The following is a 17,980-nucleotide window of genomic DNA, read 5'->3' on the forward strand; positions in this document are numbered from 1 at the left end:
TTTCCTCTGTACTGCGCTTCGAACAGGCGCCGATCACTCTGGATTGGGCGTTGAGTCGTGACGTGGGCTAAGGCCCAACACTGAAAGGAGCTTTGAAATGACCGTCCCTGAAAAGCTGTCCGCCAAAGAAAAAAGACTACTCAGTCACAGGAAAAAAACGCGTAGCGGTCCTCTAGAAGAATTGAAACCGCCCACACTGGAAACGATCGTATTGCTACCGGAAACGGCCGATGACCCGGGTAATCAACTTCATTCCAGGGATCAAGGTCTTGAGATGAAGCTGAGGTTCCCACGGTTTCCAACGTCAGACTATCCGGACGGCTCAAAAGTCACCGCACAAGCACTGTTTAATGGCGCCCTGATAGGGAACATGCTGGAAGGGGTAACGCCGTTACAGGACGAATGGTTCGAACAAACATTGACGGTGCCGGCAGGTGAGACGACCACCGAGGGTGAGTACACAGTGGGGTATCGTATTTACTTACGAGGAAACGATCAAGATTCGGAACCGCTGCTGTGCATCCGGGTAGACACTACTCCCCCTGCTCCTGCCACCCAGGTCATTGTTCCTGACAGGATCAAAAGCGAGGGTATTACGGCCGAGTACTTTGACGAGGAAAACGTCGACCATGTGCTGTTGGGATACTTGCCGACCTACCCGGTTGCAAAAATCGGAGATGTCCTTGAGTTCATGTTCAAGGAAGTCGGGAAACCGGACGATCAGGCGACGCTCATCGAGCGCTTGACCTTTCCGGATCCGTTGAACACAAGAAAACTGACCAAATCCTTGATCGGGATAGACGAAGGAGAAATCGAGTTATTTGTCTATGTGACTGATCGCAAGGGGAACAAAAGTTCTGCTTCGCCGAAACTTAAAGTTGATGTGGCACTATTCCCTGCCCCGGCTGAAGAGTCAGCGACCGTTGAGCTGCATGATGATGATGGCATCATTTTGTTCGAGGATGCCCGCGAGCCGGTGAGCGCCGTTCTCGATTATTTGAATTTCAAACAAAATGATAAATGGCGGTTCATGGTTGATAACCAAACACCGCCATTGGAACCTGATGTGAGTGCTGTTCCGTTTTCCCGTACATTGACTTATCGGTATCTTTACAATGATAACGCTGGTCCGAAGGAAGTTGATTTTGAGTGGCAAATAAGACGCGGAAACAAGCTTTATCCGACTACTGGACCCCATAGCCGGAAACTGACGATCGACCTGAGAAAGCCGGGCGAACAGCCCGACCCCGATAATCCCGGTAAGCCTAATGACCCTGATCCGAATTTGCCGCTGATAACGGTTCAGGGCGTAGATGTGTTACGGCCAAACTACCTGAGCAAGCTGGATGCCGATCGGGGCGCGGACGCATTCGTGAATATCTATAAAGGACACAAGAAAGGCGATGTTATACAGCTCTATTATAACGGATCTCCAATCGACGAAGAGGATGGTGGCGTTATCGAACTGGATGGTACTGAAACCGACGAGAAGATTCTGGAATTTAGAATCCCCGCTCGTAACATCAAGGCCGGCCGAAACAATAAGGAAACACGTGCCGAATACGTTGCCAGTCATGATCTAAACTCCACAGTGGCGTGGTCGAATGTGCGACACGTCGAGGTTTATGTTCACGAGGCTCCCCTGCCACAGCCTAATTTTGTCGAGCTTATTGAGTTTGAGGATGGCCCGGAGTTGTATTGCAGTTCTTTAAAATACAACGCGGATCTGGGCACGATGGCCGTTGAAGTCACGTTTCCGCCAAAGGCAGATCTAAAAGACACCCAAGTTATCTTTCAAATTATCGGGTACGAGAATATACGGGTGGATGAAAAAAATATGCCGGGCCTGAAGTTGCCAGGAGCTGAGGATGTCGTGACAAAAACGCCGAACGCGGAAGAGGCCGCTGCAGGTTTTAGCGTATTTTTCACTTATCACGTCTTCGAAAAAATCAAGAACGGTTGGTGTGAGATCTTTTGCCATGCCGTTCAGGAGGGGCATGAGACAATGTCCGATGGTCGGTGGTTCCGGGTGGGCATGACGCGCCCGGGGGAGGGTTTCTGCCGTATTCCATGATCGAAAAAAACGAGAGGCGCTTAGGCGCCTCTCGTTTTTCATTACGTTATCCGCTGTGTTGAAAATCAGTTTGGGTAATGAGGACTCTTCAGTTCGATTGGAGATTAATCCTACATTTTTTTGTAGGAAGTGACGCTATCTTGCGCCCCCTTCATAGTCCTCCAGTTGGTTTTATTCGGTGAGGACGGATTGATCAACAGGACATGAGCATGACAACTGACAACGTAACGTTACGCCCACCTTTTATTTCAGCTTCCAACGGGATGCTGGCATTAGTGCCGGCATTTTTTTTGATGAGCTCGACAGCGTTCGCTGCCGTGATCGTCGACAACGGATCCACCCTGGATATCGATTCAACGGCTGCACCTGACAGTTATTCGGTGAAAAACAACAGCACGCTGAACTTGACCGATGCGACCACCCGAAGTGTCCATGTCCAGACCGGTTCTACCCTGAACATCAATGGCGCGACCGTCACCGGCAATCCGGGCCAGGCGGGAATAACCATCAATACCAGCCGCGCAACCATTGACCGGGCGACGGTCAGCAGCGACACCATTGCGTTGCTGGTCAATCGCACGCTACGAGGAACATCAGGTTCGACCGTGACCGCGGCCAACAGCGTATTCAGTGGTGGCTCCGCCGGCGCCATGGTGACAGGTTTCAGCACCCTCGCGCTGATCAACTCCGAAGTCACCGGAACGGGCGCAGGCAGCTTTGGCCTGGTCGTGGCGGGAGGCTCCGTCACCGCATCCGCCGATACGCGAATCAGCGGTGAAGCCGCAGGTGTGCGGTTTGAAACGGATCCACCCGTGGGCACTGCGTCGCTGGTGCTGGACGGCTCAAGCGTCGTGGGCCGCGATGGGCCGGCGATTCAAGTGGACGACGGTGTCGACGCCAGTATCGAAGTGTTGAACGGTTCCACGCTGGGGGGCAGTAACGGCAACCTGCTGGAAGTGCTGGGTGCATCGACGGCCAACATGAGAGTGGCCGGCAGCGCCTTGCAAGGCAACGTGCAAGTCACTGACGCCAGCACCGCCAACCTGACGTTTGATCGAGGCCAGATGATCGGTGACGTGGTGGTCGAAGACGGTTCTACCGCCAATGTCACCCTGCAAAACGGCTCGCAGTTCACTGGTCGCCTGGATAACGTCACGGGCGTCACCCTCAGCCAGTCGAACTGGACCATGACCGGCAATGACACCGTCGGCAGCCTGAGCATGGATGGCGGCCGGGTGGATTTCGGTGATGCCGGGGGGGCATTTCGTCAACTGAACGTTGGAACCCTCGATGGCACCGGCACGTTTGCCATGAAGGGCGATTTCTCTACCGGTGCCGGTGATTTTCTCAATGTGACCGGCGCAGCCAATGGTCAATTCGGCCTGGAAGTCGCGGCTTCGGGAACGGATGCGGTGGCCACGCAACCATTGGCACTGGTGCGCACCGCCAGTGGCACTGCGCAGTTTTCGCTGGTCGGCGGGCGGGTGGATCTGGGCACCTGGTCCTACGATCTGGCGAGTGCCACCGATGGCAACGGCGGTACGGAATGGTTCCTCGACCCCGCCACCAAAACGGTCAGCTCCGGTGCCCAGACAGCGATGGCGCTTTTCCGCACCGCGACGACCATTTCCTATGGCGAGCTGAAGTCACTCGAAAGTCGCATGGGTGACTTGCAATCGGACGGCAAATTGCATGGCGTTTGGGTACGGCCTTACGGCAACAAATACAACGTTGGCGAAGGTGCGGGCGTGGCCTATCAACAGCGCCAACAGGGTGTTTCCATGGGCGCCGATACCCGTCTGGGCGATGGTCCGTGGAGCGTCGGGGTGCTGGCCGGCTACAGCCAGTCGGACATTGATCTCAAAGGCGGAAGCAGCGCAACGGTCGACAGCTTCTACGCCGGTCCATACGTTGGCTGGCAGGCTCCGGACAGCGACTACTACGTCGATGGTGCACTGAAACTCAACCATTTCCGTAACGATTCGAAAGTCCGATTGAGCGACGGAACCCGCGCCAAGGGCGACTACAGCAACTCGGCGGTCAGCGCCCTGGTGGAAGTCGGTCGCAACATCCGGTTGGCGGATGACTGGCGGGTCAAACCTTCCGCCCAGTTGTCGGCCGCCGTCATCGAGGGCGCGAGCTATGACCTGGACAACGGCATGGACGCCGACGGCGACCGGACGCGTTCGTTGCGCGCCAAGCTGGGTGTCGCTGCCGGTCGTGACTTCAAGCTGGGTGGCGGTACCGTCGTGCAGCCATACGGGCGTGTCGCGATGGTTCATGAGTTTGCCAACAATGACAACGTGCATGTCAACGGCAACGAACTCAACAGTGATTTGTCGGGCAGTGGTTTTGAGGTGGGTGGCGGAGTGGCCTTTTCCCTGCGGTCTAATGTACGGCTGAGTGCGGACCTCGACTACGGCAAAGGGAAACATTACGAACAGCCATGGTCGATGACGCTGGGGCTGAGCTACGGGTTTTGATGGCTTGGTGTAAAGGAATGAAAAAAACCGCGTTAAGCGGTTTTTTTCGTTTGTCAGGTACTGCTTTTACAATCTGATTTGCGAGTCACAGCTGATTAACGTGATATACGAATGTACCAGTTTTTCGAAGTCCGGCCATCCACACCTTTCAGGTAAAACTTGTAAGGGCCTCCGAGTGGATGCGATCCAGTGTTTACATGAAATTTTCCATCGTCATCAGCCAATCTTCTGCCAGCGAAAATATCGTTGTCACGGTACAGGTTGACATAGGTGTTTGGCGGGGCCCCGCGGCCGTTGAAAGTAAACACTTTGTTTTCAGAAATACTTCCGTTATCTGGAATTGGAATTCCATTGGGGTCGGTGACATTATCGATGGATAACACACCTCTTGTGATTATACTGAAACCATGAACAGCAGAATAAGGTAGATCACTGCCGTAAAGCGGTTTGATTCTCAGGTCGTAGTTTTTAAAGCTCAATCCGCCAAGTTCAGCTTTAAACGAGTTATTGCCTTCGACCGGCACCTCACGCAAAAAGTCGTCGCCATCAAATATTTGCACTTTCTGTAGTCTGTGGGCACGGCCTTCGACAGTCACGGTAGTTTCGTATGTGTAACCGTCCGGGAGAATATCGGCTGTGACGTCAAAAATGCGCTCGATAGTCGGCCTGACTGCCTGTTCAATGGTGAACGTCCAGCGCTGAGTACTTTCCGGGTTATCGGCGTACAGGCCCCTGATTTTGATGTCGTAGGTAGTTTCGGGTAGCCCGAAAATAACTTTTCGGAAGTTACCCTTTCCATCGGCCGTGGCTTCACCAAGACTGGAGGCACCATTCAGTATCTCGACTGTTCCATTTGGTTTGGCTTGGCCGGTAAAAGTCAATTTCGTATGAAGTGTGGGCCCACCTTCACTTCCTCCGACTTTGTTACCCTCAGGGTCAGTAACTTCACCAAGGATCGGCACGATGGTGGCCGCTTCGGGAGTAAACGTCCAAGGGTTGGACTCGGCATTGCCACTATAGTCTGCCACCGCGATGATCGTATATCGGGTTCCGTATTTCAGATCATGAACGAGTCTGGCCCATTTACCCTCTTCGTCGGTTGGTTCCGGTGTCGGGTCGATGATTCCGTTGATCTTTAGCTTGATCGCCGCTAACGGTGCCGCATAACCCCTGGCAACTACAAAGTCGAATGGGGTTGTACCGTTGTCATCGACCAGGCCGTCCGTGTCGAATACACGGGTATCGTGCGGCTGGATGATGGCTGACACGATAAAGGTGCGGGGCGGCTCGGTGACTTCGTTGTCGCCATAGTTCTCTCGAGCGGTCAGCTTGTAGTCACCGTCTTTCACATCGAGCCAATATGTCCAGGTGCCTTTGTCGGGATCGGCAGTTGCGATGGCATCTGTTATCGGGACGCCATAATTGAGTAGCTGAATGCTCTCACCGGGCCGGGCATGTCCCATGATGAACAACTTATCTTTGTAGGTGGTTTCACCTTCTGGGACAGAGGGGCCGTCTTCGGATTCGAGGACGTCATCCAGGCTCAGCGTGACGTCCAGCGCCACGTGAAAGGTGCGGGGCGGTTTGGTGACTTCGTGATCGTCGTAAAGCCCCTCGACGGTAATTTTGTAGGTGCGCTGGGCGGTCACATCAAGTTCGATTACCCAGTATCCGCTATCCAGATCGGCGGGTGTGTTTGCTCCGCCAATGGGCTTTTCATGATTGAGCAACTGCACGCGTTTGCCGGGCCTGGCATAGCCGCAGATCCTTACCCTTTTATCGTAGGTGGTGCCGTCCTCAAGGATCGGCCCCTTGGAATCGATGACGTCATCCAGGCTCAGCTTGACGTCCTCCTTCACGTAAAAGCGATAAGGCGGCTTGGAAGTTTCACCCTCGCCATAAAGCGCCTGGACGGCTAGGCAGTACCAATTGGGGGCGGACAACTCAAAATCGATTTTCCAGCGTCCGTTCTCATCCGCGGTCCCTATTGCTCCGTCGACAGGGTTGTTGTGATTGAGCAGTTGCACGCCTTCGCACGGCCAGGCATCGCCATAGGCCGTAGCCCGGACGTCGTAGGTGGTATCGTCTTCAGCGATCACCTTCCCGCGGGAATCGCAGACCCTATCAAGGATCAGTTCTATATCCCATGGGACAAGGAATTCGAACACACCGGATTCTTTGCCATTGGCGGCCTTGATCGTGATTTTGTAGCGGCCAGCGGTGAGCCCGTCGAAGGTGAGGTTGAACAGGCCGTCACCATCGACAGTGGCTGTCTTGCCCGTGGGGCTGCCGTGGTTGAGGGCTTCAACTACCATACCGGGAGGCGCGAAGCCTTTGATATCCGCCAAGACGCCGTCGTAGATATCGCCGTCGTCAATCTCGCCATTCTCGCCGATGACTTTGTCGATGATCGGCGTCTCGCTCGCCAGGACGATCTGGTACGGTGGTTTGGAGAAGTTAAAAGGCGAATCCAGCTCCATAGCGATAAGCTTGTAGCGCTTGAAGTCCGACAGTGTGTGCGCTTTGATCCAGCTTCCTGAAATTCCGCTGTCCACCGTAGTGAGTCGATCTATGTCATCGCGAATCTCGAGTCTCCTCTCTGAGTCGCCCGTACCCTTGAAGGTCAGGGCTTTGGAATAAGTTACGCCGCCTCTGTCAACGGTGTTACCTTCTTCGTCCAGCACTGCTTCGAATTTCAATTCCGCTGTTGTTTCACTTTGTGGCTCTGACGTAAGTGTTGAAGTATTCGGTGGTTTAGCAGTCATGATGATGACTCCGGGCATGAAAAGTGAATGTGCCCGAATGATTTAAACCCTGCCCTGATAGCTTGCCTACTGTCATAAATAACAGGTGCGAGGTGGTTTCCGATCAATGGTCGGAGGTGCGTCGGCTGCCTGGCTCCGGCGACCCGATCAACCGCCCCATCGCGCCGAATACACCCAGCTCCCGGATGATCTCCAGTTCCCCTTGCGTCTCGACCCTCTCGGCAATCAGCGGCAAATCAATGCTGTGGGTCGCGCGAAAGATTGCGTCGATGAACAGCCGTTTGTCAGGCTGTTCGTCAATGCCGCGAATGTACGCCCCATCGATTTTCAGGTACGCCAAACCCAATTGGGTGAGGTTGCCGATCTGGCTGAAGCGCCCGCCGAAGTGTTGCAGGCCGATGCGATAACCGGTGTTCAGCAGGCTGTGGCTCAAACGCTGCAGTTCTTCGGGGGAGGGCAGCTGGTGCTCGTCGATTTCCAGGGCCAGCAGCGGTGCCAGCTCCGGAAGCGAGTCGAGCAGGTCGAGGATTGTTCGCCAATGCACCGGATCGCGCAGGGTGCTTCCGTACAGGCTCAATGCCAAGGGTCTGCGGTTGACCACCAGGTCGTCCAGCGTGGCTTCGAGCATGGCCAGGTCGAAGCGTGCCGACCAGCCGAGACGCTCGATCCACGGCAGGAAATGCCCGGCGGCAATCGCTTCGCCCTGTGGATCGAGCAGGCGTGCCAGCACTTTGTGATGCAGCACCTGGCGGGTGTCGGCGCATTGCACGACGGGCTGGAAGTACAACTGCATCTTGCCTTCGGTCAAGGCGTCGTCGATCCAGGTGCGCCAGTCGTGCTGGGAGTGATTCGGCGCGGCGTCATGGTGGCCCAGATATACCCAGGGTCGCTCGGGACGCTGCCGGGATTCGGTCAATGCCTGATCGAGGCGCAGCAGTACGTTGCCGATCGGCTCTCCGGGGCGATAGGCGACAACGCCCAGGTGGGCGACCGGCATACAATCGCTGGCGCCGGTCAGGCGCAGGTTCTCCAGGCTGATGCTGACATCGGCGGCCAGGCGCGCGGCGCTGTCGGCGTCCAGACCCGGTGTCAGCAGGCTGAATTCGCCACCGCGATTGCGCGCCGCCAGCCAGGTGCGACGTTCCGGCAATTGAGTCAGGCGTCTGAGCAGTTCGCCGGCGGCGCTGATCAGTGCGTCCGTTCGTTGGCCCCCCAGTCGCTGGTTGAGCCCGTTCAGGTCGTTGATCCGCAACATCAGCAGATGGCCATCGCGGCTCTGTTCGCACACTCTCAAGTGGTCGGCCAGTTGTTCGTCGAGCAGGCGCCGGTTGGCCAGGCCGGTAAGGCTGTCCAGATAGGATTCGGCCCGCAGCTTTTCGCTGCGCGCAGCCTCTTCGATGAACAGCGCCTTGAGCTTTTCAACCATCTGGTTCATGGCCAGCACCACCCGTTTCAGCTCCGGTGTGCGTGGCAGGTTGGGCAGGCTGAGAAACTCGCGTTTACTGATGGCTTCGGCTTGTCGGACCATGCTGTCGAGCGGGCGGAACTGCCTGCGCAGCATCCATCCTCCAATCACCGCACTGAAAAGCCCGCACAACAGCAACCAGATCAGGCTGCCGAGGGTGCTGTCCCAGAGCTTGGCCAGGGCGAATTGCGGATTGCTCAGCACTTCGACCCGTGCCTGCTGTTCCCAGCCGCGCATGACCAAGGCGTCGCCACCTTCCGGGCGCAGGTTGACCAGGTTGACGAACCAGTCAGGCACGCCGTCGATTTTTGTCGGTGTGCTGCGTTCCACCAGGGGTTGCTGATCCTTGAGCCTGATCACGCGGATGCTGCTGAAATAACCGCTGTCGAAAATCGAACTGACCATCAGCTCCATCATTGCCGGGTCATCGACCTGTGCCGTCAGCGACAGCCCCAGCGCGGTGGCCGCGTCCTGGGCGTGGGCACGCAGCTGACTGAGGGTTTGCTCGCGGGAGCTTTCGAGGCTGGCAAAAAAACTGCCGCTGAACGCCACCAGCAGGAACAGGCAGATGGCCAGGAACAACTGTTTACGCAGTGTCATGTCTCGCTCCTTGCCATGGCGGTTAGCCGTCGCCGATGTCGAACCCTTCGCTCTGCATCTTTTTCAGCACGTCCTGCCAGCGCGACAGCTTCTTCGAGTCGCTGCTGCGTTGGCCGCCGTTCTTGCCCGGCAGGTAAAGGCCTTCGGCGTTGAAGGCGTACACCGGCAGCAAGTCTTTGCGTTGGGAGGCAGGGCGGATATCGCCGATCAGATTGTCCAGCACCAGTGGATCGGCCGTGGGGGTGCTGTAGAACGTCAGCACCATGTGCGCCTGGTTCTGGTTCAGGGCCTTGACGTAGGTGATGCGCAGTTTCTCGCTGGGAAAACCGAGACGGCGCAGGCTGAAATACTTCGCCAGCGCGTAGTCCTCGCAATCGGCGGCACCCTTGATCAGGGCCTCGACGGGCGTGGCCCAGTAATCGGTCTGTTGCCAGATGCGCGCGTCGTCCTGGAAATTCAACTGCTGATTGAAGAAGCGGTTCACCGCGTTGAGCTGCTCACGTTCGGGCGCGCCGCGTGCACTTTGCAGCATCTGACTCCACGCCTCGATCCGGTTGCGTGCCGGTCCCAGCGGGCCGTAGCGTTTTTCCACGGTTTGCAGGATCTGCGCAAAATCCCAGTCGGCCCGGACACCGTTGAAAACGGTCAGCAGCAAAGCGGCCAGCAGCAACCAGCCGCCGAGCCGAAGTCGGAGCGCTGGCCATCCTGGACTACGCAGACTGCGGGCCATGTCTGGCTGCTCGAGTGTAGGTTCGTGGAGTTTAGGTGGAGATTTTGCAGGGGGAGGGCAGGTCGTCGGAGGAAGAGAGTTCGGCGGACGGCTTTTTGTGGCGAGGGGGCTTGCCCCCGTTGGGTTGCGAAGCGACCCCAAACCATTCAATCCAGATATCCCTGGTACACCGCGTTCACCTGTTTTGCGACTGCTACGCAGCCGAACGGGGGCAAGCCCCCTCGCCACAAGGGTCGGGGGAGACTTCAGGATTTGCGCAGGGTTTTTTGCCTGAGGATGTAGATCGTCACCAGCACCGCACTGGTCAGCATGAACCCCCGTGCCCAAGGCAGCGGCACCAGATAGCAGGAGAACAGGATGCTCGCCCACATCAGGCCGATGGCGTAGACCTTGCCCTTGAGCGGAATGCCGTTGCCGTCGAGGTAATCGCGAATCCAGGGACCCAGCCGCGGATGCTCGACCAGCCATTGATAGAAGCGCGGCGAACTGCGGGCAAAACAGGCGGCCGCCAGCAGCAGGAAGGGGGTGGTGGGCAATACCGGCAGGAAAATCCCGATGACCCCCAACGCTACGCTCAGCCAGCCGATGGCCAGCAGCACGTAGCGCAACATCAGGGGGCGGTTGCCTATGGGGTTGTCCATAGGCAGAGCCTTAGTGGTGGCGGGGTTTGAGAATCGCCGGTTTTTCGTCTGGTGCGTTGCACAGCAGGTACAGCGCAGTCAGGGCTTCCGGGATCTGCACGATCATGTCGTCCATCAGGTTGGCGTCGGCGGCAATGTCGGAGAACTCCGGTTGCTCGTCGAACAGGCCCGAACCGACCATGATCGGCAGCAGCATTTCGCTGACTTCGTCTTCGGCGGTTTCAAACCAGGCTTCTTCGCGCAGGAACACGCCCTCCATGAAACCGATGCACCAGCCGCGCAGTTCGGAATCGTCCGGGTCGTCGCCCAGGTCCAGGTCGCACGGCAACTCGAACTCCTCGTCGGAGGCCAGTTGGCGGGCGATGTGGGCCTTGAGGCCGATCAGCGTGGCTTCGATCTCTTCGCGCTGGGCTTCGCCACTGTAATGCGGCTCTTCGGCGAACAGTGCGTCGATCCATTCACGGTCCGGGACCACTTCGGAACAGATCGACAGCGCAGTGAGGTAGCCGTGGGCGGCCACGTAGTCCAGCGCCTCGTCATGCAGTTCATCAGCGTCGAGGAAGACTTGCAGGCGGGTTAGTTGCTCAGCGAAGGACATTAAAGGACTACCTTGGGGAATGTTCGATGCGGGAATTCTAGGCCTTCTTGAGCGCTTGGGCCAGCCGCACGGCATATTTGCCGCTCATGTACCCCGCCCGTCCCTGTAGGAGCTGCCGAAGGCTGCGATCTTTTGATCTTGTCTTTAAAAAAATCAAAAGATCGCAGCCTTCGGCAGCTCCTACAAGGATCATGTCCATTCCCTCTTATCAGCGGTGCCCAATGCCTGCCGGGGCTCGGGTATACTCGCGCGTTTTGTGATGCCCTGCTGGCTTCACGGCTGAAATGTGAAGCGTCATGCAATGCGCACTTACGATTTGTCGGTGCAGCATCGCGGGTTCTGAACCAGCCTTGCAGGGATGTTTCGGTGATTTTTGGAGTTTCTATGCTCGAACAGGCTCAACGCGTCCTCAAGGACATCTTCGGCTACGACAGTTTCCGTGGCCGCCAGGGTGCAATCATTGAGCGCGTGGCCAGCGGTGGCGATGCCCTGGTCCTGATGCCTACCGGTGGCGGCAAGTCATTGTGTTTCCAGGTCCCGGCGTTGCTGCGCGAAGGCCTGGCCGTGGTGGTCTCGCCGCTGATCGCACTGATGGACGACCAGGTCGCCACCCTCGAAGAGCTGGGCGTGGCCGCCGCCGCGTTGAACTCCACCCTCAGCGCCGAGCAGCAGCGCGACCTCGCCGCCCGCATCCGCCGCGGTGAAGTGAAGATGCTCTATCTGGCGCCGGAACGTCTGGTCCAGCCGCGCATGCTGTCATTTCTGCAGGGATTGAACATTTCCCTGTTCGCCATCGACGAAGCCCACTGCGTATCGCAATGGGGGCATGACTTCCGTCCGGAATACCTGCAACTGGGCCAGTTGGCGGAGATGTTCCCCGACGTGCCGCGCATCGCCCTGACCGCCACGGCCGACAAACGCACCCGGGAAGAAATCGTCACCCGGCTGCACCTGCAAGACGCCGAGCGCTTCCTGTCGAGCTTCGACCGACCGAACATCTTTTATCGCATCGTGCCCAAGGAGCAGCCACGCAAGCAGTTGCTGGCGTTCCTCGCCGAACGCCGCAGCGATGCCGGCATCGTGTATTGCCTGTCGCGCAAGAAAGTCGAGGAAGTCGCCGCGTTCCTCAGCGAGCAGGGTTTTCCGGCGCTGCCGTACCACGCCGGTCTGCCCAACGATCTGCGGGCTTACCATCAGAAGCGCTTCCTCAACGAAGAAGGCCTGATCATGGTTGCCACCGTGGCGTTCGGCATGGGCATCGACAAGCCCAACGTGCGTTTTGTCGCGCACCTCGATTTGCCGAAATCCCTGGAGGCCTACTACCAGGAAACCGGCCGTGGCGGCCGTGATGGCCTGCCGGCAGACGCCTGGATGGCCTACGGCCTGCAAGACGTGGTGATGCTCAAGCAGATGCTGCAGAACTCCGAAGGCGACGAGCGCCACAAGCGCCTGGAGCAGCACAAGCTCGACGCGATGCTTTCCCTGTGTGAAGAAACCCGCTGCCGTCGGCAGACGCTGCTGGCCTACTTCGACGAGGACATGCCCCAGCCTTGCGGTCATTGCGACAACTGCGTCGATGGCGTGCAGACCTGGGATGCCACCGAGCCCGCACGGCAGGCGCTTTCGGCGATCTACCGCACCGGTCAGCGCTACGGCGTCGGACACCTGGTGGATGTATTGCTGGGCAAGGACAACGAAAAGGTCCGTAACTTCGGCCATCAGCATCTTTCGGTGTTTGGTGTCGGCAAGGCGATGGCTGAGGGCGAATGGCGCTCGTTGTTCCGCCAACTGGTGGCCCGTGGTCTGGCCGACATCGACCTCGAAGGCTACGGTGGCTTGCGCCTGAGCGACAGTTGCCGGCCGCTGCTCAAGGGTGAAGTGACCCTGGAGCTGCGTCGCGACCTCAAGGCGCAAACCGTGGCGAAAAGCAGCAAGAGCCAGGCGAGCCAACTGGTCCGGGGCGAGGAGCGCGAACAGTGGGAAGCCCTGCGTGCCCTGCGACGCAAGCTCGCCGAAGAACATGGCGTGCCGCCGTATGTCATCTTCCCCGACTCGACCTTGCTCGAAATGCTGCGCAGCCAACCGACCTCGCTGGCGGAAATGGCCAGGGTCAGCGGCGTCGGCGCGCGCAAGCTGGAGCGTTACGGCGAGGCTTTCCTCGAAGTCCTCGGCGGCCAGGTCGAGGCGCCGAAACCGGTGGCCGACGTACGTCACGAACTGATCACGCTGGCGCGGGCCGGTATGACACCGGTGCAGATCGCCGGTCAGTTGCAGTGCTCGGAAAAGAACGTCTACACCATGCTGGCCGAAGCGATCGGCAAGCAGCAGTTGTCGCTGGAGCAGGCGCTGGATCTGCCTGAAGACCTGATGGGTGAAGTCCAGGACGCCTTCCTCGACGGCGAAGGCGAATTGCCGCCGGTTTCCGAGATCGCCGCGCTGTTCGCGGGCCGGGTACCCGAAGGGGTTTTGTACTGTGTTCGCGCTGCCTTGCAGTCGGAATTCGAGATTTGAGACATCCGTAGTGCTGATGTAACGATTCAGTACAGATCAAGCCTTGCCTCGGATCGAGGCTCATGCTTAGCTGACTAATAATTAGTTTTTATTTATTTCAGTCTAACCATGAGTGTTTTATGCCGTTAACCGATCAACACCGCTTTGGCATGCAATTGGCCCAGATGTCCCGTGGCTGGCGTGCCGAACTGGACCGCCGTCTGGCGGGCATGGGCTTGTCCCAGGCGCGCTGGCTGGTGCTGCTGCACCTGGCCCGTTTCGAAGAAGCTCCAACCCAGCGGGAGCTGGCACAAAGCGTTGGCGTCGAAGGCCCGACCCTGGCCCGTTTGCTCGACAGTCTGGAAAGCCAGGGTCTGGTGCAACGCCAGGCTGTGCTGGAAGACCGTCGTGCGAAGAAAATCGTGCTCTGCGCCCCGGCGCTTCCCCTGATCGAACAAATTGAAACCATTGCCACGCAACTGCGTCACGAACTGTTCGAAGGCGTCGATGAGGCGGACTTGAAGGTGTGCATGCGAGTTCACGGGCATATCCTGGGCAACCTTGAAAAGTCCTGAGGCATAACCGACTGCCAGGCTTTTTGAGAGACCGCATTGCGCAGACTATAAGAACTACTCGGCAATATCGTGTTCGTAACGGATGTACGAACGCGTACGGGTAGTTTTTGTAGATCTCAAGGATGCTCATGCTCAAGTGTTGGCGGTTGGTTGTGCGCGGTTGTTCACAGGGGTTGCTGGCTGGGGCGGCGATCACTTACTCGGCATGGGCTCCGGCGCTGGGCCTGGGTGAAATCACCCTGCATTCGGCGCTGAATCAACCGCTGCGTGCCGATATCGCCCTGGTGGATGCGGCTGGCCTGGAGGAGGGCGAGCTGTCGGTGAGCCTGGCAACGGCAGACGAGTTCAGCCGTGCTGGGGTCGACCGGGTCTTTTTCCTCGACAATCTGAAATTCACCCCGGTCCTGCGCGGCAAGCGCAGCGTGATCCAGGTGACATCCAGCAAACCGGTCAGTGAACCCTTCCTGAATTTCCTCGTGCAGCTCAATCAGCCCAACGCCCGGTTATTGCGCGAGTACACGGTACTGATCGATCCGCCGGGTTCGCCGGGCATTGTTCCCGCCACCGATGAACCGGTTTCCAGTTCCACTGCGTCCGCGTTCCCCAGGGTTCAACCGGTCGAAACGCCGCCCCCCGTGGCAAGAACGACGCCAGCAACTGACGTCTCCTTGGTCGATCCCGCCGTGGAACAACTGGCTGCCAGCACCCTGCAAAACCACCAGCTGCAATCCACTGTCGATGAACTCAATGCGAAGCTGCAAAGCCAGGATGAGCTGATCGACGGCCAGAAACAGCAGTTGGCCGAGCTGCAAACCCAACTGGCTGAACTCAAGAAGGTAAAGGCGCAACCCATGGTTTCTGATGCAGTGGCACCGGCCCCCGCCATTGCTGACCCCCCCGGGGTTGGCTGGTTGCAGATTGCCGGTGTGTCGGCGTTGATGGGGTTGCTGGCGCTGGGCTGGTTTGTACGTCGTCGGCACCAGCAGCATCAGGCCTCGGATTCAGAGGCTCTGCCGTCGCCACATGAGTCGTCGGCTGAGTTTTTTACCGAGCCAGTGATCTGGCCGCCCGTCACGCAATCGCCCACTGCGCAGCGCGACGGGGTGCCAGCCAATGATGAACTTGAGTGGGTCGATAATCGTCATTCCATCCCGGTTGCTGCTGCCGTGGCGGCGGCTCCGGGTTTGGCCATGTCCGGCGAATCCGCCACTGACGATGAGTACCGGCTCAACCTGGAGGAGCTGTCCATGGCGTCGAGTTGGGACGTGATCAGCCCAGGCGAGACCAGGCAACCGGTGGCGCTGGCCATGATCCAGCCTGCGTTCGGGTTGGAGGCACCACCTGATCAGTCGACTCGACAGTCACCGGCCGGGCTATCATAGCGGCGTCGTCAAACCCTGGAGTCAAGCCCCATCATGACAGCCCACAAACCGGAAATCGTCATCACCTATTGCACGCAATGCCAGTGGCTGCTGCGTGCGGCCTGGCTGGCCCAGGAACTGCTCAGCACCTTTGGAGACGACCTCGGCAAAGTCTCCCTGGTGCCGGGCACCGGCGGGGTCTTTCATGTGTTCTGTGACGCCGTGCAGATCTGGGAGCGCAAGGCGGACGGCGGCTTCCCTGAAGCCAAAGTGCTCAAGCAACGGGTCCGCGACCGGATCGACCCGGACCGCGACCTGGGACACAACGACCGCACTCAGTGAGACGCCACCTCGGCGGTAACGGCTTTCTTGCTCGAACTGCCTGAGAGCCTGCTGGATACCACTATTGCCACAATGATCAACGCACCTCCCAGCAACATGCGCAGGGTCGGGTTTTCATTGAACAGCAGCCAGGCGACGGTGATGCCATAGACCGGCTCCAGGGCGAACACCACGGCGGCGGTGCGTGCCTTGATCACCGCCAGGCTGGCGACAAACAGACTGTGGGCGACACCGGTACAGAACACACCGAGCAGGCCGATCCACAGCCAGTCGATGGCGCGTACTTCGCTCAATTGAGGCGCCGCCACCGGCAGCAGGCACAGGGCAACCACCACGTTCTGACACAGCGCCGCCTGCACGGGCGGGACGCGCCCGGAGCTGGCACGATTGGTCAGCGACAGCAGGGCGAACAACAAGCCGGAACCCACGGCCCACAGCAGGCCCGTGGTAGCGCCGCTGGCCAGGTCAAAATCAGGCGTGACCAGCACCAGCCCCACACTCACCAGCAGCACCAGCACAACCTCATTGGCGCGAATGCGCTCGCGGAAGATCAGCCCTTCGAGGATCACGGTAAAGGCCGGGAAACTGGCGAAGCCGAGCGTTGCAATCGCCACGCCTGCGACTTTCACCGCAATGAAGAAACTCACCCAGTGCCCGGCGAGCAACAAGCCGCTGAGCAGCAGCCGGCGCCAGTCCACGGCCTCGAGTTTCTGCCAGCGCGTCTGGCTGGCGAACCGTGCAAAAAACGCCAGTGCGAGCACGGCAAAAGCGGCACGGCCGAACACGATGATCGCCGGTGATGCGGCAGCCAGTTTGCCGAACACGCCGGTCAGGCCGAACATCAATGCGCCGATATGCAAGGCGCCAAGTGCGGTACGGGGAGTCATTGCAATCCTTGATGACAAACGAACAGAGGCCTCATTGAAGCGCGTAATGGCCCGTCAAGTCTGTCGGCAGACTAGCGTTTTTTGTCGCCAGCCTCGCGACGCAGTTTCCCGGGCGACGCCCCGAACTCGCGCAGCACCGCCGCCGCGAAGGCGCTCTGGGAGCTGTAGCCGACGCGGCTGGCAACTTCGCCGATGGGCAGCGCCGAGTTGCGCAGCATGCCCACCGCGATATGCAGCCGTCGGCTGCGGATGTAGTCCATCGGCGTCTGCCCGCATTCAGCCACGAACCGCGCATGCAGACGGGCACTGGAGAGGCCGGCCACCCGGGCCAGGTCGGCCACCTGCAGCGGGTACGCCGCGTACTGATCGATGTGTGCATTCAGCGCGGCATAGGGCAGGCGCCGACCGCCGACGGTGTCGGGCCTGGCGTTGTTCAGGCTGGCCAGCAACAGCACTGCACCTTGTTGTGCGATCAGCGGATCCTCGACCGGACTGTTCGCCAGCCAGCTGACCAATTGACTTTGTCCCGCGTCCAGGGGCAGGCGGCCGGCGTTGTCGAGCAAGCGTCGGCTGGACTCGGCGTGATCACCCAACGACTGCGAAACCCATTGTTCGCTGGGCACATCCAACACCAGACAGCGACTGCCATTGGCGCTGCCACACGCGTGATGCGCACCGGAGGGCACCACCACGAAACTCTGCTGGACCACCTGGCTGCCGCGGCCGTCGACCTCGAAATCCAGGGCGCCCGAAAGCCCGAACACCAATTGCGCGTGTTCATGGCTGTGGACGATCAGGTCGTGGCTGTATTGGCGGAGCGTGAGGATCGGTCTCATCGCGGGTCTCCCGGTTCAGGGCGTCAGTCTACACCGAGCGGGCCCACTAGCGTTGTCACAGGACTGACTTGACGCTGTCATGGACCATTAACCGGGCCGCGGCAGACTTGGCAAAACTTGCCAGAGGGTTGCC

Annotated in this window: 13 protein-coding genes; 6 read left to right on the top strand and 7 right to left on the bottom strand. The window is 58.8% G+C overall.

The genetic code is table 11. The features are described from left to right. Window positions 1–97: 97 nt before the first annotated feature. Both ACEN83_RS06955 and ACEN83_RS06960 read left to right on the top strand, forming a co-directional pair. Window positions 98–2,074: a hypothetical protein gene (locus ACEN83_RS06955; RefSeq protein ID WP_495579856.1), complete on the top strand. Its 1,977-nt coding sequence runs from the start codon at window positions 98–100 to the stop codon at window positions 2,072–2,074. A 293-nt stretch (window positions 2,075–2,367) separates the two neighbouring features. Continuing rightward, window positions 2,368–4,557, top strand: a complete 2,190-nt coding sequence (locus tag ACEN83_RS06960) for an autotransporter outer membrane beta-barrel domain-containing protein (RefSeq protein WP_495579857.1) — start codon at window positions 2,368–2,370, stop codon at window positions 4,555–4,557. 95 nt (window positions 4,558–4,652) lie between these two features. Here the strand turns inward: ACEN83_RS06960 and ACEN83_RS06965 are convergent, their stop codons facing one another. The 5 genes from ACEN83_RS06965 to ACEN83_RS06985 form a co-directional block, all read right to left on the bottom strand. Then, the gene (locus tag ACEN83_RS06965) at window positions 4,653–7,322 is read right to left on the bottom strand and encodes a hypothetical protein (RefSeq protein WP_495579858.1); all 2,670 of its coding nucleotides are present in this window, start codon (window positions 7,320–7,322) and stop codon (window positions 4,653–4,655) included. 103 nt (window positions 7,323–7,425) lie between these two features. Further along, window positions 7,426–9,387 (bottom strand): cyclic di-GMP receptor LapD, encoded by a 1,962-nt coding sequence (gene lapD / locus ACEN83_RS06970; RefSeq protein ID WP_495579859.1) that lies wholly within the window; start codon window positions 9,385–9,387, stop codon window positions 7,426–7,428. A 22-nt stretch (window positions 9,388–9,409) separates the two neighbouring features. Beyond that, window positions 9,410–10,117: a cysteine protease LapG gene (gene lapG, locus ACEN83_RS06975; RefSeq protein WP_495579860.1), complete on the bottom strand. Its 708-nt coding sequence runs from the start codon at window positions 10,115–10,117 to the stop codon at window positions 9,410–9,412. A 245-nt stretch (window positions 10,118–10,362) separates the two neighbouring features. Continuing rightward, a complete protein-coding gene (locus ACEN83_RS06980; protein ID WP_007975274.1) occupies window positions 10,363–10,758 on the bottom strand; it encodes a YbaN family protein in 396 nt (131 codons plus the stop codon). A 10-nt stretch (window positions 10,759–10,768) separates the two neighbouring features. Next, entirely contained in the window at window positions 10,769–11,356 is a 588-nt protein-coding gene (locus ACEN83_RS06985) for a UPF0149 family protein (RefSeq protein ID WP_007975277.1), read from the bottom strand. A 384-nt stretch (window positions 11,357–11,740) separates the two neighbouring features. Between ACEN83_RS06985 and recQ the strand changes: the two genes are divergently transcribed. The 4 genes from recQ (at window position 11,741) to ACEN83_RS07005 (ending at window position 16,124) form a co-directional block, all read left to right on the top strand. After that, window positions 11,741–13,867, top strand: coding sequence for a DNA helicase RecQ (gene recQ, locus ACEN83_RS06990; RefSeq protein WP_495579861.1), 2,127 nt, complete (start codon window positions 11,741–11,743; stop codon window positions 13,865–13,867). Window positions 13,868–13,986: 119 nt separating this feature from the next. After that, window positions 13,987–14,421: a MarR family transcriptional regulator gene (locus ACEN83_RS06995; protein ID WP_007975279.1), complete on the top strand. Its 435-nt coding sequence runs from the start codon at window positions 13,987–13,989 to the stop codon at window positions 14,419–14,421. A gap of 128 nt (window positions 14,422–14,549) precedes the next feature. Continuing rightward, complete coding sequence (locus ACEN83_RS07000; RefSeq protein ID WP_495579862.1) at window positions 14,550–15,803, top strand: type IV pilus assembly protein FimV; 1,254 nt, start codon at window positions 14,550–14,552, stop codon at window positions 15,801–15,803. A gap of 33 nt (window positions 15,804–15,836) precedes the next feature. Beyond that, window positions 15,837–16,124: an Rdx family protein gene (locus ACEN83_RS07005; RefSeq protein WP_007975281.1), complete on the top strand. Its 288-nt coding sequence runs from the start codon at window positions 15,837–15,839 to the stop codon at window positions 16,122–16,124. Here the strand turns inward: ACEN83_RS07005 and ACEN83_RS07010 are convergent. After that, window positions 16,118–17,011, bottom strand: a complete 894-nt coding sequence (locus ACEN83_RS07010) for a DMT family transporter (RefSeq protein WP_495579863.1) — start codon at window positions 17,009–17,011, stop codon at window positions 16,118–16,120. The genes ACEN83_RS07005 and ACEN83_RS07010 overlap by 7 nt on opposite strands. Window positions 17,012–17,082: 71 nt before the next feature. Continuing rightward, a complete protein-coding gene (locus ACEN83_RS07015) occupies window positions 17,083–17,847 on the bottom strand; it encodes a helix-turn-helix transcriptional regulator (RefSeq protein WP_495579864.1) in 765 nt (254 codons plus the stop codon). Window positions 17,848–17,980: the final 133 nt, after the last annotated feature.

The organism is Pseudomonas sp. Pseusp49 (assembly GCF_059491875.1).